Source organism: Catelliglobosispora koreensis DSM 44566, assembly GCF_000379685.1.
GTDB classification, from domain to species: Bacteria; Actinomycetota; Actinomycetes; order Mycobacteriales; family Micromonosporaceae; genus Catelliglobosispora; species Catelliglobosispora koreensis.
This window is the reverse complement of sequence record NZ_KB903249.1, coordinates 135,726-160,204: the sequence shown is the minus strand read 5'-3', so window position 1 is coordinate 160,204 and position 24,479 is coordinate 135,726. Positions and strand designations below refer to the sequence as shown.

Here is a 24,479-nt window from a genome sequence, read left to right as displayed (position 1 = left end):
CCCACTGTTGGATCGAAATTTTGCTTATTAGGGTGTGGCGAATGAGACGACGGCCAGGCCTTGGCGTTAAGTTGCGCTACTGGTTTGATAACACCGTTTCCCGTGGCACCACGGGGCTTATCGGCTGGCTCGCGATAGCGTCGGCGGCCCTTGTTCTGATCATCGGCACCGGGCTCGAAATCGTCGCGCCCGATAAGGAGGGCCACCTCTTCCAGAATTTGTGGAAGACGTTCGTGGCGACCTTCAACCTGGACGCTCCGGGTGAGGGTGAACTAGCCGAACTGGCGCTGTGGTTTGTGCTTTCGATCGGTGGCATCTTCATCGTCAGCGCCCTCATCGGTTTGCTGACAAGTGGTTTGAGCCGCCGGCTCGAACAGCTCCGTAAAGGACGGTCGTTCGTCCTGGAACAGGACCACTCGGTCATTCTCGGCTGGTCCGACCAGATCTACACCGTGCTGCAGGAGCTGGTCACGGCGAATCAGAGCCGCCGCAAGGCGACCATCACCATTCTTGCCGACATGGACAAGGTGCTCATGGAGGACCGTGTTCAGCATCGCTTGCCGGACACGGGAAAAACGCGGCTCGTCTTCCGCACGGGCAGCCCACTGGACCTCACCGATCTCGAGCTGGTCAACATCAACGAGGCACGCTCGATCATCGTCCTGCCGCCCGACTCCGCGTCGGTCGAAGACGCGGATGCGTTCACCCTCAAGGTGTTGCTCGCCATCAACAAAGGACCGGCGTTCCGGGGCAGGCCGCATCACGTGGTTGCGTCCGTCCGGGATGGACGCAACCGGGCCGTGGCTAAGCTCGCCGGCGGTGACGCGACCGTGCTCGACGGTGACGACATCGGCGCACGGCTCATCGTGCAGACCGCCCGTCAGTCAAAGCTTTCCGTGGTCTACCAAGACCTGTTCGACTTTGGCGGCGACGAGATCTACATGACGAGCGAGCCCGCCTTCGTCGGCCGGCAGTTCGGCGAGATCCTTCAGGCCTACGAGAAGTGCTGCCCGATGGGCCTGTTGCACGCGGGTGGCAAGACAACGCTCAACCCACCAATGCAGACGGTGATCCGGCCCGATGACCAGCTTGTGATCCTCGCCGAGGACGACTCAATGATCAAGCTGGCCAAGACGATGGCGCCGGTTGACCCTTCCGCGATCCTGCACGCGGCTCGTGGTCCGGCCGCCCCGGAGCACACGCTGATCCTGGGCTGGAACGGGCGGGCCACACGGATCATTCAACAGCTCGATGTGTATGTGCCCAACGGATCCACCGTGGACATCGTCAGCGACCGGCCCGACGCGCACCCCGCGGCGGCTGGCTTGATGTTGCGCCACCTCGCGGTGCGCATCAAGGACGGCGAGATCCGCGACCGCCAAGTGCTCGAATCGCTGGATGTCGGTTCGTACCAGAACGTCATTCTCCTGTGCGACGACCGCGAGGACCCGCTCACCGCGGATTCCCGGGTGCTGGTGACGCTGTTGCACTTGCGTGATCTGCTCGCGAACACGGGGCACTCCGGCTCGATCGTCAGCGAGATGCGCGACGAACGCGACCGGGCTCTGGCGCAGCTGACCAAGGCTGACGATTTCGTGGTCAGCGAGCAACTCGTGAGCCTCCTCATGACGCAGGTCTCGGAGAACAAGCATCTTGAGTCGGTGTTCATCGACCTGTTCGACCCGGACGGTGCCGAGATCTACATCCGCCCGTCGAACTACTACGTGCGCGATCAGGCCGGGCTCACCTTCGCGACCGCGGTTGAGGCCGCGCGCCGCCGGGGCGAGATCGCGATCGGTTACCGCATGGCCGATCCAGGCGACGGCCATGGCATCGTGCTCAACCCGCCGAAGGGCGCTCCGATGCCCGTCATCGACCGGCTGATCGTGCTGGCGAACAGCTAGTGACTTGACCTGATGTTAAGAGTGTTTGACATCAGGTCAAGTTTGCTATACCTTGGCTTCTATGACTGATGATCACGTCCCCATGACGTTTGAGCAACGCAACACGTGGTGGGCCGCTGTTCTGATTCCGCTCACCACGATCGTCTATTTCGTCATTGTCATTCCCCGTGCTCTGAAGCAGCCGGTGTCCGAGGTCTCCTGGGTCACCCCGATGCTGTGGGCGATCGGTGTGACCATCGTCGGCACCATCGTGGGGTCAATCGTCAGCTCGATCGTGACGGCGATCATCACCCGCGACCACAAGGTGGAAGCCGACATCCGTGACAAGCAGATCGACCGCTATGGCGACCGCATCGCCCAGGCCATAACGGCTTTCGGCACGGCCGTGGTGTTAGTGCTGACGATGCTTAAGCTCGACCACTTCTGGATCGGCAACGCCTTGTTCCTCATCGGTGCCATCGGCGCGACGTGGGGTGCGATCGCCAAAATCCGCGCCTACCACGGAGCGTTCCATGGTTAAGCCCACCCGCGTCACCAACTCCATCCGTGCCTTGCGTTTCGCTCACGGGGAGATGACGCAAGCCGAGCTGGCGGAACGCATTGGGGTCACCCGGCAAACCGTTATCGCCATCGAGCAGGGGCGTTACTCACCCTCACTGGAGATGGCCTTTCAGATCGCCCAGGCTTTCAACGTCCCCCTCGACGACGTGTTTCAGTACCCCGGCGAGTAAGGTGCCTGCATGACTGCTCGCGGGGTTCATTTCGCCATCGACGACGACACGGCCGCACAACTTCTCGCCGCCCGCGACGATGACGCCGTCATGGAGGTCATCGAGCAAATCGAAGAAGAGGGCGATTTCGACGAGTGCGCCACGGATAAGGCGTGGGACGCGATCCATCGCAGTCTCACCGACGGCGAGCTGACCTACGTTGGCGGCAACTATCCGCTCAACGCCGCGATTCTCGGCGGCCGCCAGCTTTACCGCGAAGACGACTACACGGTCAGCTACCTCACGCCAGCACAGGTCGCCGACGTCGCGGCGGCGCTCGGCGAGGTCGACGAAGCGTTGCTACATAAGGGCTACAGCCAGATCGAGCCAGATGACTACGACGGTCCGCTGGGCGCCGAAGACTTCGACTACACCTGGCAGAATTTCGTTGATCTGCGCGCGTTCTTCCAGCGCGGTACGGCCGCTTCCGCTCATGTCATCTTCACGGTGGACCAATGAACACGTTGCCCACGTCCCTAGCAGAACTGCAGCAGCTTCACGCTGCGGGCGCCAAGCTTAAGTACCTCCTCTTCTATGGTCATGCGCCCGAGCCCGATGGCCGCATCGGCGCCGGCTGCCTCAGCCAATGGTGGCCGTCACCGTTCGAAGTGGACGGACAGATCTTCGCCACCGCCGAGCACTGGATGATGTGGTCGAAGGCGATGGTGTTCGGCGACACCGATTCCGCCGAGCAGGTCCTGGCCTCTGGTCACCCACGGCAAGCCAAAGCCTTGGGACGCCAGGTTCAGGGATTCGACCTCGCGGTGTGGGATAAAGAACGTTTCGCCGTGGTGGTGGCCGGCAACGTGGCTAAGTTCAGCCAGCATCCCGATTTGAAGACCTTTCTTGTGGGTACTCAGAAGCGCGTGCTCGTCGAGGCCAGTCCCACCGACCGGGTCTGGGGCATCGGTCTCGCGGCCAACGACGAACGGGCAGCCGACCCCGGGCAGTGGCGCGGTCGCAACCTGCTCGGCTTCGCGCTGATGCAAGCTCGCGAACAGCTGGCCTAACCTCCCGTGGCCGCGCGTTCGGCCTCGCTGCGCAGGACACAGAATTCGTTGCCCTCGGGATCGGCGAAGACGACCCAGCCCGTGCCGTCAGGCTGGCGCTGATCGGTGACGATGGTGGCCCCGAGACCCAGCAAGCGCTCCACTTCGGTGTCACGCGCGATTTCTGGCGTCAGGCACACGTGCACCCGGTTCTTCACCGTCTTCGGCTCGGGGACCGCGGCGAAATATAACGTCGGCGTGCCCGGAGGGCTGATCGTCGCGACGGGGTCGCCGGGCTGGTCGTCCTGGCTCATGGGCACGCCGAGGAGCTGGCTCCAAAACGTTGCCAGAGCATAAGGATCCGTGCAGTCGAAGGCGATGTTACGGACGGCGAAACGCATTTAGTTCTCCTCCACGAGCGCGGCGAGACGGTCAAGTGACTCCCGCCAGCCGGCCTCATTGTCCTCTGTAGACACTCCCGCTAGCAGACCGTCGCGGATGGCGACCACATCGGTGCCACCATTGGCGTCAGTCAGCGAGATCCTTATCGTCATCTCACCCTGCATCGGCATGTTCGTATTCTCCTCCACTCACGGGGCGATACGCTGAGCTGGATGAGCGAAGAGGGCCCGAATGACGCGCAGCGGTTGCAGATCCTAGCGACCGAGCACTGGAGCCTGCTCGCGTCCCGGTCGTTAGCGTGGAACGAATCGTTTAGCCGGGCGGGAATGTTCCTGTCCACGCTGTCGGGAGCGACGGTCGCCCTGGCCCTGATCGCACAGGCGTCAGGATTCGGCAAGACGTTCTCCTTGTTCGCCCTCGCTGTGCTGCCGGTCGTGTTCTTCGTGGGCATCACGACCTACATCCGCCTCGACGGATCTAACTACCACGATGCCCAATGTGTCCTCGGCATGAACCGGATCAGGAATGCCTACTTGCAGATCGCACCGGATCTGAAGAAGTATTTCGTTATGAGCCCGCACGACGATCCGCGTGGCATTGGCGTCACGATGGGCGTCCAGCCTTCGCGTAACAATCTGCTGCACCTCATCGCGGCGACACCCGTTGTCGTCGCCGTCCTGACCTCGGTTGTTGGTGGCGTCATCGGTTCGCTGATCGGCTATCAGCTCGACTGGAACAACGCCTGGCTCACGATCGCTGGCGTTGGCACCTTCATCGTGGTCTTCGGGCTGCTCATGTTCTACGCCAAGCGCAGCATCGACCGGGCGCAAAAGTCGATGCGGCCCCTGTTCCCGAGCCCACCGCAGCCATGACCGAACCAGACGCGGACAGTCCACAGTGGACTCTGGAACAAGCGCGGGCCAGTGTCGCCTCGATCATGCCAACGCTCGATGAGTTCATCGCTTTGCGCGCTGACCTGGCCGAGATTCAGACTGACCTAACCACTGACGGAGTCAGTCCCGCCGGTGGGCGTGCTGAGGCGAAGGCGATCGAGGCCCGGCTGCACGATCTCGCCGAGCGCATCGTCGCGACCGGGGCGCAGTTCAAGGGATACGCACCCTTGCTTTTGGATTATCCCGGTGAGCGCGATGGCGTGCCCGTCTTGTGGTGCTGGTTAGAAGGCGATTCCACCATCGACTGGTACCACCGTCAGGATTGCGGCTTCCCCGGTCGCCGGCCCGTCGATTAGACAGAACCCCGCCACGCGCCCGTCTCCGAGCGGCGGCCTTCGATGAAGTCCTTGAACCGCTCCAAGTCACCGGCGACGCGGCGCTCCACCAGTCCGGTGGTGTCGCCAGCTTTCTCCATGGTCCCTTCCGGCCGGAAGTCCATGGTGACATTGACTAGCGTGCGGTCGCGGCCGATGGGCTGGAAGGTCACCTTGCCCGCCTGGTCGGGGCCGTCAATCGCGCGCCACGCGACACACTCATCGGGCTCTTGGCGGACGATCTCCGCGTCGAACTCACGGCTGACTCCAGCGATGCTGGTCTGCCAATGGGTACGGGTGTCCGACAGCTGCTGAACGTTGTCAACACCCTCCATGAACAGGGGGAACGACTCGAACTGCGTCCATTGGTTGTAGGCCGTACGGATCGGTACGTCGACTTCGATGGATTTGTCGATAACACTCATACCTCAGCCGTACCGCGCCTGAGCACGGGTAAACGTCATTGGCGCAATGTTTGAAAAGTCCTGTTTTCCGGTAACCCTCTCCCATGGACGGCATCGTGCTTCTCAAAGAAGATCACAAGACAGTCAGCGGCTTGTTCCGGGAGTTCGAAAAGAGCAAAGACAGCGCGACTCCCGCGGCCAAACGCAAGCTCGTCGACAAGATTGTCAAGGAACTGACCACCCACGCCTATATCGAGGAAAGCATCTTCTACCCAGCCGTCCGGAGCGAAGCTCCCGACATCAGCGAACACGTTCTTGAAAGCGTGGAAGAACACCACGTCGTGGCGTGGCTGCTATCCGAGGTGAAGAAGCTGGATCCCAGCGACGAGACCTTCGACGCCAAGGTGACCGTGCTCATTGAGAACGTCGAGCACCATGTCAAAGAGGAAGAAGAGGAATGGTTCCCGCAGGTGCGTAAAGCCCTGGGCCGCAACCGTCTCATCGAGCTTGGCGAAGAAATGGCCGCTGCCAAGAAGGACGCGCCAGCCGACCCGCTCGCGCTCATGTCCGCGAAATCATGACGATTCGCTCCATAGTGCTGTGGCACTAGCGCTTCACCGGTTCACGCGGTAGAAATACGGAGCACACTGAAAGAGAGCGCTCTCCCAATCGCTCTTAGTGTCGCTCTGGTCCAGAAAGGACAACCGCATGAACACCCTTAGCCCCGGCTTTGGGAGAGCCGTACTAGCCTTCAGCGTTGTGTTGGCGGCCGTCGCCACAACAGGTTCAGCCGCCACGGCGGCTTCACCGCCCTCCAGCGCCGGAGGGCTAGGGGCTAACGTCACCGTTTTCGATCCCAGCATGCCGGTCAGCGAGATCCAGTCGGTTCTCGATCAGGCCCATGCCGCCCAGGTGGACAACGAGATGGGCGTGCAGCGGCACGCCTACCTTTTCAAGCCAGGCATCTATGGGACCGCGCAGGCGCCGCTACAGTTCAAAGTCGGCTACTACACCGAGATCGCTGGTCTCGGTGCGGCGCCGACCGATGTTGTCATCAACGGCAAGGTCGAGGTCTACAACCGTTGCCTGGAAGGCGGAGGCACGAGCAATTGCCTTGCGCTGGTTAACTTCTGGCGGACCCTGTCGAATTTGTCGATCAACGTCAACGCCGCCGGCCAGGATGGCTGCCGTGCCTCGGCCAACTTCTGGGCTGTTTCGCAAGCGGTCTCGATGCGCCGGCTAAACGTCAGCGGGGCCAATCTGTCGCTGATGGACTATTGCACCGCTGGACCGCAATACGCCAGCGGCGGCTTCATCGCCGACTCCCGGCTTCCGTTCACTGTCAACGGTTCACAGCAACAGTGGCTCACGCGCAACAGCGAGGTCGCGGGCTGGTCGAACGGGGTGTGGAACCAGGTCTTCTCCGGTGTCACCGGGGCTCCTGACGACACGGCCTTCCCGAACCCGCCTTACACCACGTTAAGCAAGACGCCGGTGAGCCGCGAGAAGCCGTACCTGTTTACCGACGCGCACGGGAAGTACTTTGTCCGTGTGCCGCAAGCACAGCGCGACACCAGCGGTGTCTCGTGGGCCAACGGCATGACCCCGGGGCGGACGATTGCGCTCAAGGACTTCTATGTCGTGAAGCCGGGCGATTCCGTCCTGTCCATCAACATCGCTTTGGCTCTGGGGAAGCACCTTTTGCTGACCCCTGGGGTTTACAACATCGCCCGCAGCATTGAGGTCAGGCGTGCCAACACGGTTGTCCTCGGCATCGGGCACGCGACACTGACAGCCGTCAACGGCTCGATTCCGCTTGATATCGCTGATGTTCCCGGTGTCGTCATCGCCGGGGTCACCATCGACGCGGGCACCGAACTGTCACCGGTGTTGCTGCGGGTGGGCAAGAAACACGGATACCGTCCCAGCGATCCCAGCAACCCCACGACACTGTCCGATGTGTACTTCCGCGTGGGTGGCCCGCACATCGGCAAGGCCGACATCGCGCTGGAAGTCAACAGCGACAACGTGCTCATCGACCACACCTGGGTGTGGCGCGGAGACCATGGTGCCGAGGGCTTCACCGACACCGAACGGTGGAACACCAACACGGGCCGCTATGGCGCGGTGATTAACGGGGATCACGTCACGGCGACCGGGTTGTTTGTGGAGCACTTCCAGAAGTACAACACCGTCTGGAACGGTGAGCACGGGACCACGATTTTGTACCAGAACGAGTTGCCCTACGACCCGCCCACTCAAGCCGACTGGATGAATGGCGATGTCGAGGGCTACGCCGGTTACAAGGTCGCCGCGCACGTGCACCATCACACCCTTTACGGCGCAGGGGTTTACGTGTTCAACCGCAACAACCCGGCGATCCACACGGAGAATGGTTTCGAGGCGCCAAACCGGCCGGGTGTGCGGCTCATCCACATCATGACGGTCAACCTCAGCGCGGGCATCATCGATCACGTGATCGATGGCCACGGTGAAGCGGCCGACCTGACCAAGATTGGTGTTCCGGTCTACCTGAACGCCTATCCGCTGTAATCAGTTACCTGGACGCAGGCCGCCAATTCCGGGCGGCCTGCGTCGCTGTCAGTTTCCGGGCCTGTCTGCGTGCCTCGTCGGCCTCGGCCTGAGCACCTTGTGACTCAAGGCTTTCGGCCAGGCCGCTCAAGGCACGGACGAGGCCGAGATGGTCGCCCTGTGCTTTCTGCAGGGCCGCACAGTTTTCGAACGCGTGCCGTGCCGTCTCGGGATCGCCCATCAGGAGGTGGATCCGGGCGAGCTGCTCCCACGCGCTGGCCTCGCCTGGCAGGTCGCCGGAGAACTGTGCCGCCTCAAGGGCCGCGTTGCCGTAGGTCAAGCCGAGGCTGGGATTGCCGAGCCGTGCCTGGTACCAGCCCATGGCACTGAGCGCACGTCCTTGCCCGGGCCCATCGGCGGCCCGGTGGTAATACTCAAATCCCTTGTCCGCGAACACAAACGCTGTCGCGTAGTCGCCATCGCGCTCAGCTCGCAGGCACTGCAAGTGGCACGCGGTCGCCAGGCCATGGTGGTCGCCGAGGACATCGAAGTGAGCGATGGCCTCCTCAAGTGCTTTCGCTGACGCCTCATCGTCACCGTGACAAAACTCAGCCATGGCCAGTTGCAGCGCCGCGTTCGCTTGCCCGGCCGTGTCACCGGTCAGCTGGGCGGCCGCCAGTGCCGCGCGCTGGGTGCGCACCCAGTCCCGGCCGTGGTTGCGCCGCCGCAGATAGGTGCTCAGGGCCCAGGCCAGTTGCCACGAGCCGGTCCGGCAGGCGATGTCCACAAGCGCCGCGTGCTCCTCTTCGAACCAGGCCATCGCGTCGGCATGCCCGCCCAGTGCGGTGATGACAACATCCGTGCCCGGACCCTCAAACACGATCGGCCGCCGTTGCGGATCGAGGAGGTGGGCCGCGGCCACCGCAGTGTGCGCGTAGTGCTCCAGGAGCCGTTCTTGCGCCTTCGCCCGGGCACCAGGAGCCATCATCGCGGCCAGTTCGGCCGAATAGGCCCGCAGGAGATCGTGCGAGGAGAACCTGCCCGCGCGATGCTGCACGATCAGGTGCGCCCGGTGCAGCTCCATCAGCAGCCGCTGGGCGATGGCCTGATCCGTCCCGGCCAGAGCCGCGGCCGCCGCCACTGGCATGTCCGGGCCGGGATGCAGCCCGAGCACCCGGAACATCGCCGCCGCAGGCGGGCTCAGCGCCCGGTATGACCACGAGAACACGGAGCGCAAATCAGTCTTAGGATCGGGACTATCAAGCGCGTCAAGGACTCCACTGTCCAGATCGGACGCGATCGTGTCGAGCGACAGGCTTGGCTGCGTCACCCAGGTGGCCCCCACGACCGCGAGCGCCAACGGCAAACCCGCGCAGTGCCGCACGATCCGGGCGAAGGCTGGATCACTTGTGGTACCAGGATTCGCGAGCCGTGCGGCAAGCAGCTCGCCGGACTCGGCCTCGCTGAGGACGTCGACGAAGACGGACCGGGCACCCTCGACCGCGACCAGACTCGTCAGCGGATCACGGCTCGTCACCAGGGCGAGGCTGCCAGCGGTCCCCGGCAGCAGTGGCCGCACCTGCTCCTCATCGCGAGCGTTGTCGAGCAGGACGAGTATCCGTTTGCCAGCCAGCACACTGCGAAACAAGGCTGCCCGCGCGTCGGTTGACGATGGAATCCGGGCGGCTGGAACGCCAAGCGTCTCAAGGAAACCGACTAGCGCTTCGCCTGGGTCCACTTCGGACTGACTTGGGTCGAAACCGCGAAGATTCACAAAGAGCTCACCGTCGGGAAACCGTCGCCTGACTTGGTGCGCCCAGTGCACGGCCAGCGCTGACTTGCCAACCCCGGCCGTGCCAGTAACAACGGCCACGGTGGGCGCCCGGTCCAACTCAGCTATCTGGGATGCCCTGCCCGTAAACCCAGGGACAGCAAGCGGAAGCTGCGCTGGCGCCGCTGGGCGATCCTGGAGCAACTGCTGATGCACACGTTGCAGATCTGGGCCTGGCTCCATGCCGTGCTCGCCGATGAGCAGCCCGCGCGTGTGCCGGAAGCTCGCCAGCGCCTCCGCCCGCCGGCCCGAGCTGTCGAGCGCCTGCATCTGTAGTGCTACCAACTGTTCCCTTAGCGGATGCGCTGCCACCTCCCGCGTGAGGTCATGCACGAGTTCCGGGTCGCGTCCGAGCGCGAGCCGGTTGTCGAACCATTCCTCCAATCCCGACAGCCGCAGTTCCGTTAACGACTTGGCCGCGGCGCTCAGAGCGGTCGCGCCCGGCACATCGGCGAACGGTTCGCCGAGCCACAGCTCATGGGCCTCGCCAAACAGCTTGGCGCTGCGCTCCAGTTGCCCCGCGGATCGCGCCAGCCGCGCGTCGGCAATCAACTGCTCGAAGACGTAGACGTCCCACTCCGTCTCGCCAACCGTGAGCGCATAACCCGGTTTGCGGGTCTGCAGCCGTGACGCTTGGCCCTTCAGCGCTCGGCGCAGCCTCGACACATAGCCATGCACCAGCATTCTCGGGTCGGCCGGCAATTCACGCGGCCACAGCTCGTCGACCAGCTGATCGACACTCACCACTCCCCCGCGACGCGCTAGCAGCAGTGCCAGCACCATCCGTGTCCGGGGAGTTCCTAACGGTAACGACTCTCCACAATCGACTGCTTCCACCGGGCCAAGCGAACGGAAGAACACTGTCGGGCTTTGCCTTCCCATGTTTCGTGCAGGTTTGTGCCATCGCGAACCGCCACTATATCCATGCATCCCGGGATCAACGAGGTCCCATCACTCAAACGTCCCGAAGCCACATCATCCGACGACAGCTCGAAACCACCCTAGGCACATTTGAGTACTTCAGCTCATGTCGTGCTTTGAACAGCGCCCTAGCCTTCAGGCCATGTCTGAACGCCGCCCAGCGACGCAATGGTCTGCCCCAGCCATCGCACTGCTTACCCTGCTTTGGCTCGGGAGTCTGCTAGTGCTCGTTCTGCTGGCCTTCAGCATCGGCATGGAGAGCTGGGCCGGCCGCCATAGCGCGGCCACCACGGCGGAGATCGAACGTCTCGCTCACCAGGGCAGCCTGATCGTGCTGTGTGGCGGAATCCTTCTCTTCGCCGGACCCTTGGCCATCGCTACCACGGCATTCGCGGGGCGGCGGCCTTGGGCGGCCGGTGTCTACGGCGTTCTGGGTGTGCTGGCGTTTGTCCCGGGAGTGCTGAGCGCCTCTGGCGCATACCGGGAGATGAATCCACCCGCGCCGGAACCGCCCGGTCGCTACGTGTGCCAAGAGCACAGCGGCGAGGGCGGGTTCAGCTGCCCCGGCGGCTAACGAACTGACCGGCAACCTTTCCCGTGCCCTGTGCGTAATAGCTTTATGCTCGACGACCGCGGGGACTTTGAAGGGCTGTACACAGCCAGCCGGCAACGGCTTCTCGGCTTTGTCTACCTGATCACCGGTGACCTTGGTGAGGCGCAGGATGTGGTGCAGGAAGCCTTCGCCCGAGCTTGGCAGCGGTGGTCTTCGGTGCGCCGTCACCCCGATCCTGAGGCGTGGGTACGCCTGACGGCTTCGCGCATCGCCGTGAGCTGGTGGCGCAGGATGCGTTCCCGGGTGGTGGATCTCGTGGCGGCCATGGCGCGGCTGCCTGAGGAGCAACGCATCACCTTGGCCCTGCACTATCTCGCGGGGCTGCCCGTCGCCATCATCGCCGACGAGCTTGGGGTCGCCGTCGGCACCGTCAAAGCGCGCCTGTCTCGTGGCCGGACAGCCCTGGGCACCATGATGAGAGTGGAGACTGTCGATGCCTGACGAATTGCCCAAGAAGGTGGCCGACTTCGCTCGCGCTCTGCCCGCCGTCAAATGGGCCGAGGTTTCCGACATTAAGCGCAGGGCCCGTACCCGTACCATCCGTGCCGCCGCCATCGGACCCCTTGCCGGCGTAGCGATCTCGGGCCTGATCTGGGCCACCCTGCCGGCAACACCCAGTGTTCCCACCGCTGGGGCTTCGCCCTCGCCATCAGCGTCACCGAGTGTCTCCGTCTCGCCCGCCTGGACACCGCCAGCGATAACGATCCCGCAACGCGCCTTGCTCCAGCCCGAGGACGCCGGTGCCGGCTATCGCCTGGAGAGTCCCTACATTGAGCGTGCCGGCGCTGGAAGAGCCTGGATTCTGGACCTACGGGATAACTGCCCTGGGTACGCAGCCCTCAATATTACCGCTTACAGCCAGGCCATCGTCATGGTCGGCCACATCCTTCCTGGGCCAGAAACGATCTCATATCGACTCATATCACTAGGTATCCGGAAGGCGTTGCGCCACAAATCATCGGCGACGCGAAGAAGGTCGTGCAGGCATGCCCCGCCTTCTCTACCAGCACCCAAGTCGGGGACGACCATGAGGCTCGCAGAACGTTCACCATCTTGGCCACGAACTTCGCCGGGAAATCCTCTGTCCTATTTAGACAAAAGACAGCTGTGCACGAAAAGGCGAGCGGCAAGCATGTGCCGGCCTACGACCAATACACCACCGCTGCTCTCATCCAGCAAGGCGATCACGTGATTCAGGTTTATATCGAGAAGGACGCCGCCAACCTCGCCAAACAACTGTCCGCCAAAGCCGTCGCCCGGCTCTGCGCGGCCATTACCTGCTAAGGGAACCAGGCACCCATGCCAAGCGTCAGAGACCGTATGTCACGCCCTTTCCTCTCGCTCCTGGCCATTGTTCTCCTCGCTGGCTGCACCAGAGCCGAGACGATAGGCAACGCCGGATCCACGACGGGCAATACCTCCCTGCCTAGCGAAACCTTGGGCGTTCACTGCTCTGGCTCGGGACCGGGGCTCTCCCCCAACCCGGAAGTGCCATACCAGCCATTGCCCGTGGATTTCGCCGCGGTCTCGGCAACCCGCTGCCTTCAAACATTTTTGGGGGTACCAGGTGAGGGCGAATGGCTGACCATCGAGGAGCAGACGGCGGCTGGCGGACTGACCCAGCTGGCGGATGCGTTGCGAAAGCCAGACATTAACCAGGGCGCGGCTGCTTGCGATTTGGCATGGCGGGCGCCGATCGTCATTACCCTCATCGACGCCAGCGGAAAGACGGTCATTCCCAGGGTTCCCGTCAACGAATGCCAGACGCCATCGCCAGAAGTGGTGACCGCGATTAAGCAACTGCAGTGGACGACGGTCAAGCAGACCAAATTGCGGCAGGTCCGCAGTCAGCTGGAAATCGGCTCAGGCTGCGGCGGTTCGTGGAAACCGATGGTGGCGCTTGAAGGAACGAATCCCGACCCCAAGTCGCACGCACCTTCCGTGCCAACGCCGCGCCCAGCCGTGCTTCGAGTCTGCCGTTACTCGCTGAACTCCGCTGACACCATCGCGGGGTACAACAACACCGGATCGTATGCCGTTGGCAAGCTGGCTTCAGCCGGCGAACTCACGGGCACGAAGCTGGACGCGTTTCTGGACGCCTACGCCAAAGCGGGCCCGGCTAAGCCATGTAGCTCACCACAGGTGCCGTTCGCGATCGTCTCACCGAGCGGCCCGTGGATCGCGGTGGAACTCGGCGGTTGTCATCGCGCGACCGGTGACAATGGCGGGCTATTCCAGCTCGATGCCGCGACGGTGGCGCTGATTAGTGGCTAGACCACCGCGCGCTTAGGGTGCGCGGTAGCCTGCCACGATGACGTCTCTGCGCCTGAGCAATGTTCGTCCCTGGGGCGGCGATCCAGCTGACCTGCACATCGCCAACGGTGTCCTAACAGGAGAGCCGGACCCGGGCGCTGAGGTCATCGACGGGGCTGGGCGGCTAGTCCTGCCAGCTCTCGTGGACGCGCACGCTCACGTGGACAAGACGACGTATGGCGGCCCCTATCGGCGGCACACCGCGGGAAGCTCACTCGCGTCGCTCATTGACAACGAGCGCACCCATCGCGAATCACTCGGGCCTGTCGCCGCGCGTGCGGGCGACTTGCTCGACCGGTACATCGCCCATGGTGTGCTTCACGTCCGCAGCCACGTCGACGTCGATCCCGTCATCGGCCTCGCCTCCATCGCCGGAGTGCAGGAGGCGGCCGCAAGCCGTCCAGTGTCAATGCAGATCGTCGCGTTTCCGCAAAGTGGCCTCATCACGCGACCCGGCACGCTCGCCCTCATGGCAGACGCTATCGACGCGGGCGCTCACCTCGTCGGTGGCATCGATCCGGCCGGTTTCGACGGCGATCCCATTAAGCACCTCGACGCCATCTTCGGGCTCGCCGCCGACAAGGGTGTCGGTCTGGACATTCACCTGCACGACCGCGGCACCCTTGGCGCCTGGCAAATCGACCGGATCGTGGAGCGCACCAACGCACTTCAGCTACAGGGCAAGGTGACGATCGCGCACTGCTACGCATTGTCCACTGTGGACGATGCCCGGCAAGGTGCCCTAATCGAGTCGATCGCCGCAGCTGACATCTCTTTGACTACCACCGCTCCTGGTACTACGCCACAGCTCCCGCTCGCACGGCTCGCCCAAGCGGGAGTGCGTGTCGGCCTCGGCCACGACGGCGTACGCGACCTGTGGAGCCCTTACGGCACAGGCGATCTGCTCGAGAAGGTGCTGTCACTTGCCGTCATGTCCGGCTACCGGCGCGACGACGACATCGATTCGGTGCTGCGACTGGCCACCCACGGTGGAGCATCCGTCATCGGGCTCCCGGACTATGGCCTGACCGCCGGCTGCGCGGCCAACCTCCTCTTGCTCCCCGTCAGCAGCACCGTAGAGGCCGTCACCGAACGTCCCCAGCGGCAGGTGATCGCCCACGGCGTGCTGCTCTGAGCCTCCTCAGAGCACCAGATCGTCGTGCTCGTTGAAGACCCAGCCGTCTTCGTAGAGCACCTCGAACAGGTGCCCATCCGGATCGGTGAAGTATCCGCTGTGTCCCCAGGCGTTCGGCCCTGCCGGCTTCGTGACGGTGGCGCCCAGCTCGGCAGCCTTCGCCATGACCTCGTAGACCTCCTCGGCGCTGCGGGCCACATATGCCAGCGCGAAGCCGGAGAAGCCACCCGGCTCCCGGTCGGGCAGCCGGGCGTCTGCCGCGAACGCCGCCCGCGACTGAAACGCCACCGCGACCCCGCCCAGCTCGAACAACGCGAACTCGTCCGAACCCTTCGTGGACCGTCGCCAGCCCAAGGCCTGATAGAACGCGACTGAGGCGGCGACATCGCGCACCCCAAGCAGGATCAGATTGAGTCGCTGCCGCATGTCATCCTCCTGTGTCGGAACGTCAAAACCGGTCGCTCGATGGTTTGGGGTCTCGTTCGCGGTAAGCGCTTCTATCGTGACAGGTTCGCCTTTGGCGAATGTTCTTGCCGCAAACGGGCGTGGCGTTAATGCCCGCGGCCCATGGGACCGGCACCAACGTCGCCGCCTATCAGGCACTGGCCCTTGGTATCAGTGTCCAGGGGCAGTATCTGCCGAAGTTGGGCAGGACCGCCGCGACCCCAGCACAGAAAAAGCAGGGAAATCAGTGCCGCCGGCGCGAGCCAGTCGGTGCGGTCATGGCCAGGCCACCACCTGACAGCCAATATCACAACCCCGGTGAGGGCGGCCGAACCGGTCAGTACCGGTGCAGCATAAGTACATGCCATCGATCCACACACCTGCTGTCCCATCGCGAGCGCTAGCGTTACCAGCACAAGTGCGGCCGTGATTATGACTCTGTACCGGACCCCCGGTCATAGCGATCATGTGTTGGTCAAGAACTACAAGCGGTCACCGGCCGTTCGTACACAACCGCCTCCCAGCAACGGCAAGTTGCAGCCACCGCCCGAAGCGGCGATCGAGTCGCGGATGTCTTGCGGTCCAACATATTCATGCTTGCGGTGCATCTGACAGGATCGGAGGCCGTCCTCCCATTCCGCTTTCACGCCGACCATCCAGCCAATTGCGAGCACCAAGATAGAAGCTCAAGAATCTTTCTATGTTAAATTTCTCGCGAACAGTAGTGGCCGCGGCGGCGACCGCTGCCGTACTTGCTCTGGCGCCCGGTGTGGCGATAGCTAACGGCCTGCCCGGACCCGGCCCGCAAAGCCCAGTACCTGGGCCTGGCTGGTTCTTCGCCGACACCTATCAGGGCCAAAGCCAATGCCTGTACTGGGAGAACATCGCCGTCACCGTCGGCCAAAATGATGCCGCCTGGTGCATCGAAACGTGGATGTCAGGCTGGTACGACCTGTGGATCCTCCCCCGCGGCGCCAACGACCCCGGCGGCCCGCTATAAGTTCCGCAAAATGACACGCAGCTCGCCCCACGTCATACGTAGGCGAGCTGCGTTTTGCGCCGTCGGCCTGGCGTGTCAGGCAGCGGAACCTCCGGTGGCCAGGCGCATCAGGTCGGAGTTGAAGTCGATGGGCACCTCGGTGCCACCCGCGCTGCCGAACTCATGCTGATAATTCGAACGCCGCGAGTCTGCCCACTGTGCCCACATTGATGAAGAAAGCCAGCCCCCGGACTTCCGGGAACTGGCTTCTGAGCTGGTCTTTCCTGGTGGGCGATACTGGGTTTGAACCAGTGACCTCTTCCGTGTCAAGCAAACATCGCAGCCGTTGGATCTCTATTGACGTTGCTCACGAGCTGTGGAACGAGTCCACAAGCGTCCGTGGCTGTTCGCAGGCTTTCGTGCCGGTAGTCACTCAATTAGTCACTCCGACTCTGGACCCTGGCCATTGGCTTGTCACTTATCGGCATGGAGTGCACACTGAGGAGCACAGCCAGAGGCAGGCGAGGGGCCTAAGGCGGGTATCCCGCTTGTCCTTACCTTCACAGTGTGACAACAGCGGATGCGCTCCTCGGGTCCTGAGACCACCATTGGGGCGTGAGGTCGCGGCCCCACACTAACTTCCGTCAGTCAGGCCTGTTTGGTATGCCGAGAAATACGTCCCGAAGTGTCGTGTCGGCGTTCTTGAACAAGACGCTAATGCCAAACTCTTTGATCATCCCTAGCTGGCCTATCCAGCCCATAAGAATCCCGACTGCAGCCACTGGGAATACCATCAGGGTCAAGATCTGGCCGATTGCAAGAAGCCCAGGCCCGGCCATTAGTACGACCGCAACAAATGCGCCGAGGAGCGCAAGTGACACGAGTCGTAAGCCAACGATGGACCGCCTGTAGTTTTGCGAGGCGCGGATCTGTTCGTTCATTGGAACTCCCGAAATACTGATATCACCAGAACCACCAGCGTCCGCTCAGTAACGTAGTCGTATTCTGAACTCCTTGGGTAACAACGCTGCCGCCGTAGCCACCACCAAGGCCGACTGAGACATTGTAGATGCCATTGCCTTGCCCGTTCTCGTCCAGCGACTGGTATATGGAGCCGTCGAGAGCTCCGCCAAGCCCCAGCATCGCGGACCCGCCTTCAGCGAGTCCGTCTTGATCGTCATTAAAACCGTTCGACCAGACCAGTGCCCCGCCATTCATGACCCCAAATGTGCCACCACCGCTGAATCCTTCAGAACTGACCACCGATACGCCGTTGATATCAATATGAAGGCAGAGTGCCGAGCTGAAACCAGCGCTCACTCCAAAAAGCGAGTTGCCGCAGAAGCCTAGCGAGTTCGGCATCCAGGGCGCCTTGCCATGCTCCCACGCCCATTGCCTTGCCGCGTCCGCGAGTTGTTCTTTGGTCGGCTGGCAGTTTAGGCACTTGGGAACCGGGCGGTCCGTTGGAGTCGTCGGCGTTGAGGGCGTGGGCGTGGGCGTTGTTGGTGTTGGGGTCGTCGGCGTCGGCGTCGGATTCCACTGAAAAGTGGGCAGCTTCCAGGAGATGGCCGACGGAATTGCTTTCTGCTGTACGTACGGTGTGCAGGTCGTGCCGCAATCGTCGCCGCTGCCCATGTCGGACGATCCGTGGTGGGTGCCTCGTGGGTCTGACCATGTGGTGGGGTTGCTATTGCTGTAGGTGTAGGGGTGCCATTGCTGCGGGTCGGCCAAATCCATGATGGGGTCGCGGCTGGCGAACTTGCCGATAGTGGGGTCGTATTCACGGGCGCCGAGGTGGGTTAGGCCGGTGTTGTCGGTGTTACCTCCAACGTAGCCTTTGGTTCCGGTCCAGGTGGGCTGCGCGCCGCGGGGTGTACCGTACGGGGTCATACGCCGGGAGGTAACAGCCAAGGTGGCCGCATCGATTTGCAGCAGGCTAGTGCCCTGATGGTTGGCCACGGTCCATTTCAGGCCGGTGATGTCTCGGACGGCAACGCCTGCCAGGTAGCGCTTAGCGCTGATCGCTGTGCCGGTTTTGGCGAGTTCGGTGCCGTCGGGCAGGAACACCGTGGTGGTGGTGCCGGTGGTTGCCGCAATTCGGCTACCGTCGGTGTTGTACACGTAGGTGGCGATGGTGCCAGTGCCTGTTTGTTCGACTTTGGCGAGGTGGCCTTCTTTATCCCAGGTCAGGGTTTGGGCCACGCCGGTTTCGGTGGTGCGGGTTTTCATGTTCCCGCCGAGGTCGTAGCTGAAGGTCCGGGTTGGGTTGCCGGTCGCGGTGATTTGCTTAACCTGGTGCGGTTTGACGGTCCCGGAGGCACCGTTTTGGTAGTTCCAGGTGGTGGTGCCGCTATCTGTGGTGTCAGTTTGGGTTTGACGGTTGCCGATGTCGTCGATGGTCCAGCTGGTTTGGTATTCGTCGGCGCCGCCGCGTTGTGGTGTGCCGCAGGTGCCGGGGTCCTGGCTCCAGGCGTCGGTCAGGCGGCGTAGCTTGTCGTATTTGAAGCATTCGAGCTGGTCGTAGTTGGTGGCGGTGCCAGGTTTGGTGCCGGCTGAGGTGATGTTGCCTGCTGGGTCGTAGTAGTAGTCGATGGTGTGCTGGCGCACGGGTGTTGGCTGCGTGGTTGTTTGGGTGCTGGTGGCGATCTGGATGATCCGCCCGGTCGCGCGGTCGATGTTGTTTTCGATGAACGCGCGGAGCGAGCTGGGGCCGAGTTCGCGTAGCCATAGCTGGCCGTCGGCGTGGTATTTGTCGCCGGCGATCAGTGGCGAGGTGACGATGTTGGTGGTGCCTGTTTTGGAGTCGGCGCCGGATCGCAGGCCGTTGGCCATCAGGTATTTGTTTTCGATCTTTTCCTGGGGCAGGCCACCGGTTTCGGGCATGGTCACCGCTAGCGGCGAGCCGTTGGCGGTGTAGGCGCTGGCGACGCTGTAGGTCAGGTTCCCGGTGCCGCCTGGGCCGAATCCGGGGATGGTGTAGGTGGTCGACAGGGGCCGGTAGCCGTTGTCGTATGAGGCGATCTGGGTTACCCAGTCACCGGCGGCGTCTTTGCGTGTGGTGGATGCGAGCTGGCCTTTGGCGGTGCCACCGGAGGCTAGTGCCGCGGTGTCGTAGACCCATTCGGACAGGATCGGGCCTGAGCCTTCGGTGTCGGCGCGGGTGCGGATTTTGCGGCCCTGGTCGTCGTATTCGTGCCACAGCACGTTGTTGTTACCGTCCTTGGTGGACCGGATCAGGAAGCCGTTGTGGTAGGTCGTTTCCGATGTCCCGGCGTCTGGGTCAACGGTTTTGGTTCTGTAGCCGGCCAGGTTGTAGGTGTAGGCCCATTTGTTGCCGGCGGGATCGGTAACTTCGGCTAGCTCGCCTGTGCGTTTGTAGCTGTAGGTGGTGGAGATGGTGACGCCGGCGGCTTTTTCTTGCTTGAGTTCAACGGTTTGGCCGCGTGCGCTGGTGATGGTAGTGGTGATGGTGCCGCCGGATGGGGGTGTCACCTTCGTTTCCGGGCCGTTGTAGGCGGTGGTGGTGTTGAAGGTGGAGCCCCGCATCGCGCCCTGGGCCCATGGTTCGTCGAGGGTTTTGCGGCCCAGGTTGTCGTAGTAGAACTTGGTGTGGCGGTCGATAAGCGAAAAGTCGGTGTAGCCGTTGAAGTCTGAGTTGGGCAGCTTCTCGCCGTTGTGGAACGTGAGTGTTTCGTGGACCTCGCCGATGCTGTTGTACTTGGTGTCGGTGATCATCCGGCCGATATCGTTGCCCGAAAGGGATTCCGTGCGCCGTGGGCGCAGCAGGCCGTCGAAGATCTGGAACGTTTCGTGCATCTGGGTGCCGTCATGTGCCAGCAGTTTGGTGCCGATGAATGACACCTTGTCGCGGCGGATCTCGTACCGGTACTCAGCATCCGGCGTCAGGCTGGTGGCGCGGTTGTTCTTCCACACCTTGAGCAGACGGCCGTAGATGTCGTACTGGGCCTGGGTTTTGAGCAGGTTCGGGTCGGTGACCACGGTGGGTTTACCCCACCGGGTGTCCAGCGTCTGCGTGGTGACGAACGTGTGGCTGCCGTTGGGTGGCGCTGTCACGGAGACCGAGGTGACCGGCCCGCCCGTGGCCGGGGTGTAGGCGGTGGTGGTGGGCTTGTTCGTGCGCGGGTCTTTTGAGGTCAGTGGCCGCCCGTGTACGTCGTAGTTGGAAAGGTCCCCGGTGGGAGTCCAGTCGGTGGCGGCTGTTGGTGGGTAGGCGGTGGCTTTGACGAGCGTTTCGGTTCTGCCGGCCCGGCCGAGGGTGCCGGGGTTGTGTAGCGGCTGGCCTTCGTAGTAGGTGCGGGTGCCGCTGATGACGTTGGCGGTGCCAGGTGTTGCGGCGCAGTCGGTGGTGATGGTTTCCGAGACCAGGCCAATAACCCACTTGGTGAGATTGGGGGTGGCGTAGGTAGTGGTGGTGCAGCGGTCATCGGCATTGCCGATGCCGCCGGTGGTAGCCCAGGTTTCACCGAGGTCGCTAACCTTGCTCACCAGATACGGGAACGTGCTCGTCCAAGCGGTACGGGTGTCTGTGTAGCGCTGATAAGAGCCATCAGGTTTCTGAATGGCCGACACGTCCATGGTCTTGAGCACTTTCCAGGCTTTAATCCGGAAGTCTGTGTATTCACCGGAAACACTGACGTCATAGTCATAGTTGGCCATTTCCAGCCAGCGGGCGGTCGCGCTGCCATTGCGCCGGTAGGAGGCACGCAAAGTACCTGCCATGCCATCATGGTCTGTGACGGTGACGCCTTCGGCCTGGAAGGTGACAACACGGGTGTCCCAGTTACCGCCGGCCCGGTCAGCGTTCATGCCGCGGTAGTAGATGTTCTCGGTGACTTTTTTGGTGGTGCCGGTGCCGACGGTGGTGATGACGTTGGAGTATCCGCGCCAAGTGGAGTAGTCACGCTGATCGATGGGGCTGTGGATGTTGGTGTCGAAGTGCCACAGGGCACGTTCGTAGTTGCCGTTGTCGTTAGACATGTTGGCGTTGATGGCGTTGTTGTTGTAGTCGTAGTGGGTCAACACCGACGGTGCGCCGCCGACCGGGTCGGCTTCCTCAACGTCGGTGACCAAATACTTCTGATACCAGCCAAGGCCGCCCGATTCCCAGCGCGGGAAACAGTGCATCGTGTTGCGGTCGCTACGCCCGGCCGGGTAAACGCTTTGCGAACAGCCAGCCGGCGAGTAAGTGATGCGGGTGATGCCGCCAGAGCCGGGTTTGAGCTCGGCCACGCGGTAGCGGTTCATTGGTGCTTTGCCGTGGGCGTCACCCCAGAACACCCGGTTACTCATGCGCACCCCGCCGAACTCCGAAACCAGCTGGCCGGAGTTGTGCCAGACGGCTTGCAGCCATAAGGCTGGCGGTGTGTCGTCCTGACCTGCCCCGTACGGCGCGATCAAGTCACCGGTAGCGGGCAGCGCGTGCTCCAGCTTGAAATGTTCCACCTCAGTCCACGCACCGCCGGGGGCGGTTCTGACTTCGGAGATGATGCGGTCCATGCGGTACACCGACCAGAACGTCGGCGACGTGCGCCCGGCGCAGGTGGTTTCGCTGGGATGGCAGAACAAGTCCCATGGCGTTTCGGGCCAGTAGGTGGTGTTGAAGTTACTGGTGCAGCCCGAGGCCTGGAAGCAGCGGTGCAGGTAGTCGAACCGGATTTGTGCCGGATGGTTGCCGCCACCGGCGACAGCGGTGTTGGTGCCGTACTCGATCCTCTTAAGCACCGAGGTCATATCGAACCCGAGCGCGGTCGTGTTGTTGTTCGCGCCGTAGGAACCTTTGTACAGCTCCCAGTGATACGTCATCGTGTTGCCGAACCGGTCCACAACGTAGTCGAGATTCCACCGGTAGCCCATCAAACACCAGGCGTTAGCGAAATTGGCGTTGTAACACGGCTCCGTCGAGTCGTTGCTATAGACAGGAACCAGCGCGGCACCACCACCGGCGTTACGGTCGCGGTAGCCGAAATGGTACTGCGTCCCATCCATCGTCGTGATCTTGAACCACTCGCCGTCCTTACCACCATTCGGCGCACCCGTACCGCGCTCAATCCTCCAGCCCAGCGAATCATCAGCCACGATCAGGCCACGGCCAGTCTTAGTGTCAGTCAGGATCGGCGAGGACTGCCCGTTAAGCACAACGTTAAGCAGCGAGTGGGACACGAAACACAAGTCACCTGAATTCGATGGACCCGAGTCGTACTTGCACGGCCGGTACGAACGCTCCACAAAAGACACACCGCCCAGGTTCCAGCCATCCCCAACTTCAGACGCCTGGTTGTTCGACCCGCCCGTCAGCCCGTCAACAGACTGTGACGAGTAGTTCAGCGACACCTGCGGAACCAGATTTCCCGGCACCGGCGCAGTCTTGATCGGCTGCGAGGTCGAGAAATTACCGGCGTTGCCGGCCGCCGACCACGACATCGCCGGGTTGAAGTTAGTTGCGGCGTAGTCGCCCGAGTCCGACGCGGAACCAGCGGTAAGGGCGAGCACTGTCGTGCCCTGGGTTTCAGCCGCCTGCGCTGACATGCCAGCCACCTGCTGCGAACCCGATGCCGCCGGAAGGAACGCTGATGCGGTCACGGTATTGGTTAATGCGTCGTTGACGCCGCCCGCGAGCGGTGTTTGCGTCTGGCACGCCCTGAGTTCCGGCGTCGTCAGAGCACAAGCCGGAAGCTGAACCAGCCGCAATCGGCCACCGAAATCGCCACCAAACGCATGCCCGAAAGCCTTGTAATCCAGCAAAAGACGAAGGGAGCCGCCCAAATCCTGGCGCGGAGCCGCGGTCAACGCCACACCCCGCACGTTCATAGCCGCGGTCTGAGTCTGCGACAGCACCCGCACATCAACCTGCCCGCCACCAGACGGCGCCGCGATCCCAGACTGCACAAGGCCTTCCGGATCAGCACCAGTCGAATCAAGCGCCACCGCGATCGGCAGACCGCCCACCGAAACCGGTGCTGTGTCATCCGCTGAACCATCGGCTGAGAACGCCGCGACCCCCGAAGACGCAGGCACCTCGAGCGTCGCCGCCGCCTCCGACGGCCACACCACCGGCGCACCCTGCCACTTCGGCAACTCCACCGACGAACTCGGTGCCTTCGGCGCAGGCCCAGTCATCGGCACCGACGGCAACGACGACCCGCCACCCGGCTGCGCCGCAGCCGCAGGCAGCGGCGGCAACACCGCCACGACACTGCCAAGCAACGACAACACCAACGCAGCAGGAAGCAACCGCAGACAGCGCACGAGGGGGCCTTTCACCAGAGCGTGCCCAGACGATCAAGACACGAGGCGGCAGGCTACAAACAAACCGGCAAGTTAGTCAACTATTCCACGTTTATGCAGGCCAAGTGCCCTGCGGAGTATCCAAAATAGAACAACCAAGATCGCCGGATTTCCCGTTTCCTCCGCAATGACGCATAAACCCGCGCACGAGATTTCGGAGAACGATCACCGGGTGTGTCAACAGCCAGGATTGCCCGCAGGAATCGACGACCTGGGCTGGGCCACCCCATCCGAGGTGGCGCGTCGGCGAAGAGATTGCGCATTGGCTGAGCACCGCATGGCCGACTCAGGCAAGGTTGGAGGGCGGGGGCCAGCTTTCACGCGGTACCCCTACCGCACCGGCCCCCAACGCCCGCGTTACGGGGAGTACCGCGAGCGAACTGCGACTATATCTGGCTTACCGAACTCGGGTTAGATGCCCATAGAGCTTCCGTGTGAAGCAAACATCACGACCACTGGATCTCTATGGACTTTGCACGCCAGCTCTCGAAACTGTCCGTATGCGTCCGTGACTGCTCGCAGTTCTTCGTGCCGGTAGTCACTCAGTTAGTCACTCTGGCTCGCAAGGTGAAAGGTGCACGGCGAGGTTGTGGGCTGATCGGAGGGTGTCGGGGTGGTCATCGCCTAGCACCCGCCGCCGGCGGGCGAGGGTGTCCTCGTCGAGCTGCCG

22 protein-coding genes are annotated in these 24,479 nt (G+C 62.8%); 15 read left to right on the top strand and 7 right to left on the bottom strand.

Features of this window, described 5'->3' with window-relative positions; translation table 11 throughout:
- The first annotated feature begins 41 nt into the window (after positions 1-41).
- The 5 genes from A3E1_RS0100820 to A3E1_RS0100800 all read left to right on the top strand — a co-directional run bounded on the left by A3E1_RS0100820 (position 42) and on the right by A3E1_RS0100800 (position 3,684).
- Entirely contained in the window at positions 42-1,904 is a 1,863-nt protein-coding gene (locus tag A3E1_RS0100820) for a CASTOR/POLLUX-related putative ion channel (RefSeq protein WP_026207950.1), read from the top strand.
- A gap of 61 nt (positions 1,905-1,965) precedes the next feature.
- Positions 1,966-2,424 carry a hypothetical protein gene (locus A3E1_RS0100815; RefSeq protein ID WP_020518843.1) on the top strand — a complete coding sequence of 153 codons (459 nt, stop codon included), beginning with the start codon at positions 1,966-1,968 and terminating at the stop codon, positions 2,422-2,424.
- Positions 2,417-2,635: a helix-turn-helix transcriptional regulator gene (locus A3E1_RS0100810; protein WP_020518842.1), complete on the top strand. Its 219-nt coding sequence runs from the start codon at positions 2,417-2,419 to the stop codon at positions 2,633-2,635. Before A3E1_RS0100815 ends, A3E1_RS0100810 begins: the two co-directional genes overlap by 8 nt.
- 9 nt (positions 2,636-2,644) lie before the next feature.
- Entirely contained in the window at positions 2,645-3,133 is a 489-nt protein-coding gene (locus A3E1_RS0100805; RefSeq protein WP_020518841.1) for a YfbM family protein, read from the top strand.
- A complete protein-coding gene (locus tag A3E1_RS0100800; protein WP_020518840.1) occupies positions 3,130-3,684 on the top strand; it encodes an NADAR family protein in 555 nt (184 codons plus the stop codon). Before A3E1_RS0100805 ends, A3E1_RS0100800 begins: the two co-directional genes overlap by 4 nt.
- Here the strand turns inward: A3E1_RS0100800 and A3E1_RS0100795 are convergent.
- Positions 3,681-4,064, bottom strand: a complete 384-nt coding sequence (locus A3E1_RS0100795) for a VOC family protein (RefSeq protein ID WP_020518839.1) — start codon at positions 4,062-4,064, stop codon at positions 3,681-3,683. The two genes, A3E1_RS0100800 and A3E1_RS0100795, sit on opposite strands and share 4 nt — an antisense overlap.
- Positions 4,065-4,217, bottom strand: a complete 153-nt coding sequence (locus tag A3E1_RS45815; protein WP_211215832.1) for an SRPBCC domain-containing protein — start codon at positions 4,215-4,217, stop codon at positions 4,065-4,067.
- Between the two features lie 60 nt (positions 4,218-4,277).
- On the opposite strand from A3E1_RS45815, the gene A3E1_RS44255 reads away from it, so the two are divergent.
- A complete protein-coding gene (locus A3E1_RS44255) occupies positions 4,278-4,937 on the top strand; it encodes a hypothetical protein (RefSeq protein ID WP_020518837.1) in 660 nt (219 codons plus the stop codon).
- Positions 4,934-5,314 (top strand): DUF2203 domain-containing protein, encoded by a 381-nt coding sequence (locus tag A3E1_RS0100780; protein WP_020518836.1) that lies wholly within the window; start codon positions 4,934-4,936, stop codon positions 5,312-5,314. The genes A3E1_RS44255 and A3E1_RS0100780 overlap by 4 nt, the downstream gene beginning before the upstream one ends.
- Here A3E1_RS0100780 and A3E1_RS0100775 read toward each other — a convergent pair.
- Positions 5,311-5,757 (bottom strand): SRPBCC family protein, encoded by a 447-nt coding sequence (locus A3E1_RS0100775; protein WP_020518835.1) that lies wholly within the window; start codon positions 5,755-5,757, stop codon positions 5,311-5,313. The genes A3E1_RS0100780 and A3E1_RS0100775 overlap by 4 nt on opposite strands.
- An 83-nt stretch (positions 5,758-5,840) precedes the next feature.
- Between A3E1_RS0100775 and A3E1_RS0100770 the strand changes: the two genes are divergently transcribed.
- Both A3E1_RS0100770 and A3E1_RS0100765 read left to right on the top strand, forming a co-directional pair.
- The gene (locus A3E1_RS0100770) at positions 5,841-6,317 is read left to right on the top strand and encodes a hemerythrin domain-containing protein (RefSeq protein WP_020518834.1); all 477 of its coding nucleotides are present in this window, start codon (positions 5,841-5,843) and stop codon (positions 6,315-6,317) included.
- 127 nt (positions 6,318-6,444) lie between these two features.
- The gene (locus tag A3E1_RS0100765; RefSeq protein ID WP_020518833.1) at positions 6,445-8,289 is read left to right on the top strand and encodes a hypothetical protein; all 1,845 of its coding nucleotides are present in this window, start codon (positions 6,445-6,447) and stop codon (positions 8,287-8,289) included.
- Between the two features lie 4 nt (positions 8,290-8,293).
- On the opposite strand, the gene A3E1_RS38215 is transcribed toward A3E1_RS0100765, so the two are convergent.
- Positions 8,294-10,981, bottom strand: a complete 2,688-nt coding sequence (locus A3E1_RS38215; RefSeq protein WP_169454343.1) for an AfsR/SARP family transcriptional regulator — start codon at positions 10,979-10,981, stop codon at positions 8,294-8,296.
- Between the two features lie 181 nt (positions 10,982-11,162).
- Here A3E1_RS38215 and A3E1_RS0100755 point away from each other — a divergent pair, with 181 nt between their 5' ends.
- The 5 genes from A3E1_RS0100755 (at position 11,163) to A3E1_RS0100735 (ending at position 15,081) form a co-directional block, all read left to right on the top strand.
- On the top strand, positions 11,163-11,594 hold the full coding sequence (locus tag A3E1_RS0100755; protein ID WP_020518831.1) for a DUF6234 family protein: 432 nt from the start codon (positions 11,163-11,165) through the stop codon (positions 11,592-11,594).
- A 45-nt stretch (positions 11,595-11,639) separates the two neighbouring features.
- Complete coding sequence (locus A3E1_RS0100750) at positions 11,640-12,074, top strand: SigE family RNA polymerase sigma factor (RefSeq protein WP_020518830.1); 435 nt, start codon at positions 11,640-11,642, stop codon at positions 12,072-12,074.
- 537 nt (positions 12,075-12,611) lie between these two features.
- Entirely contained in the window at positions 12,612-12,917 is a 306-nt protein-coding gene (locus A3E1_RS46805) for a hypothetical protein (protein WP_020518829.1), read from the top strand.
- A 36-nt stretch (positions 12,918-12,953) separates the two neighbouring features.
- On the top strand, positions 12,954-13,907 hold the full coding sequence (locus tag A3E1_RS0100740; protein WP_157631236.1) for a hypothetical protein: 954 nt from the start codon (positions 12,954-12,956) through the stop codon (positions 13,905-13,907).
- Positions 13,908-13,944: 37 nt separating this feature from the next.
- Complete coding sequence (locus A3E1_RS0100735; protein WP_020518827.1) at positions 13,945-15,081, top strand: amidohydrolase; 1,137 nt, start codon at positions 13,945-13,947, stop codon at positions 15,079-15,081.
- Positions 15,082-15,087: 6 nt separating this feature from the next.
- Here A3E1_RS0100735 and A3E1_RS0100730 read toward each other — a convergent pair whose 3' ends face one another.
- On the bottom strand, positions 15,088-15,507 hold the full coding sequence (locus A3E1_RS0100730) for a VOC family protein (protein WP_020518826.1): 420 nt from the start codon (positions 15,505-15,507) through the stop codon (positions 15,088-15,090).
- A gap of 718 nt (positions 15,508-16,225) precedes the next feature.
- Between A3E1_RS0100730 and A3E1_RS0100720 the strand changes: the two genes are divergently transcribed.
- Positions 16,226-16,525, top strand: coding sequence for a hypothetical protein (locus A3E1_RS0100720; protein WP_157631235.1), 300 nt, complete (start codon positions 16,226-16,228; stop codon positions 16,523-16,525).
- Positions 16,526-17,148: 623 nt separating this feature from the next.
- Here the strand turns inward: A3E1_RS0100720 and A3E1_RS0100710 are convergent.
- On the bottom strand, positions 17,149-17,445 hold the full coding sequence (locus A3E1_RS0100710) for a hypothetical protein (protein ID WP_020518822.1): 297 nt from the start codon (positions 17,443-17,445) through the stop codon (positions 17,149-17,151).
- A 22-nt stretch (positions 17,446-17,467) separates the two neighbouring features.
- Positions 17,468-23,785 (bottom strand): RHS repeat domain-containing protein, encoded by a 6,318-nt coding sequence (locus A3E1_RS0100705; protein WP_026207946.1) that lies wholly within the window; start codon positions 23,783-23,785, stop codon positions 17,468-17,470.
- Between the last annotated feature and the right edge of the window lie 694 nt (positions 23,786-24,479).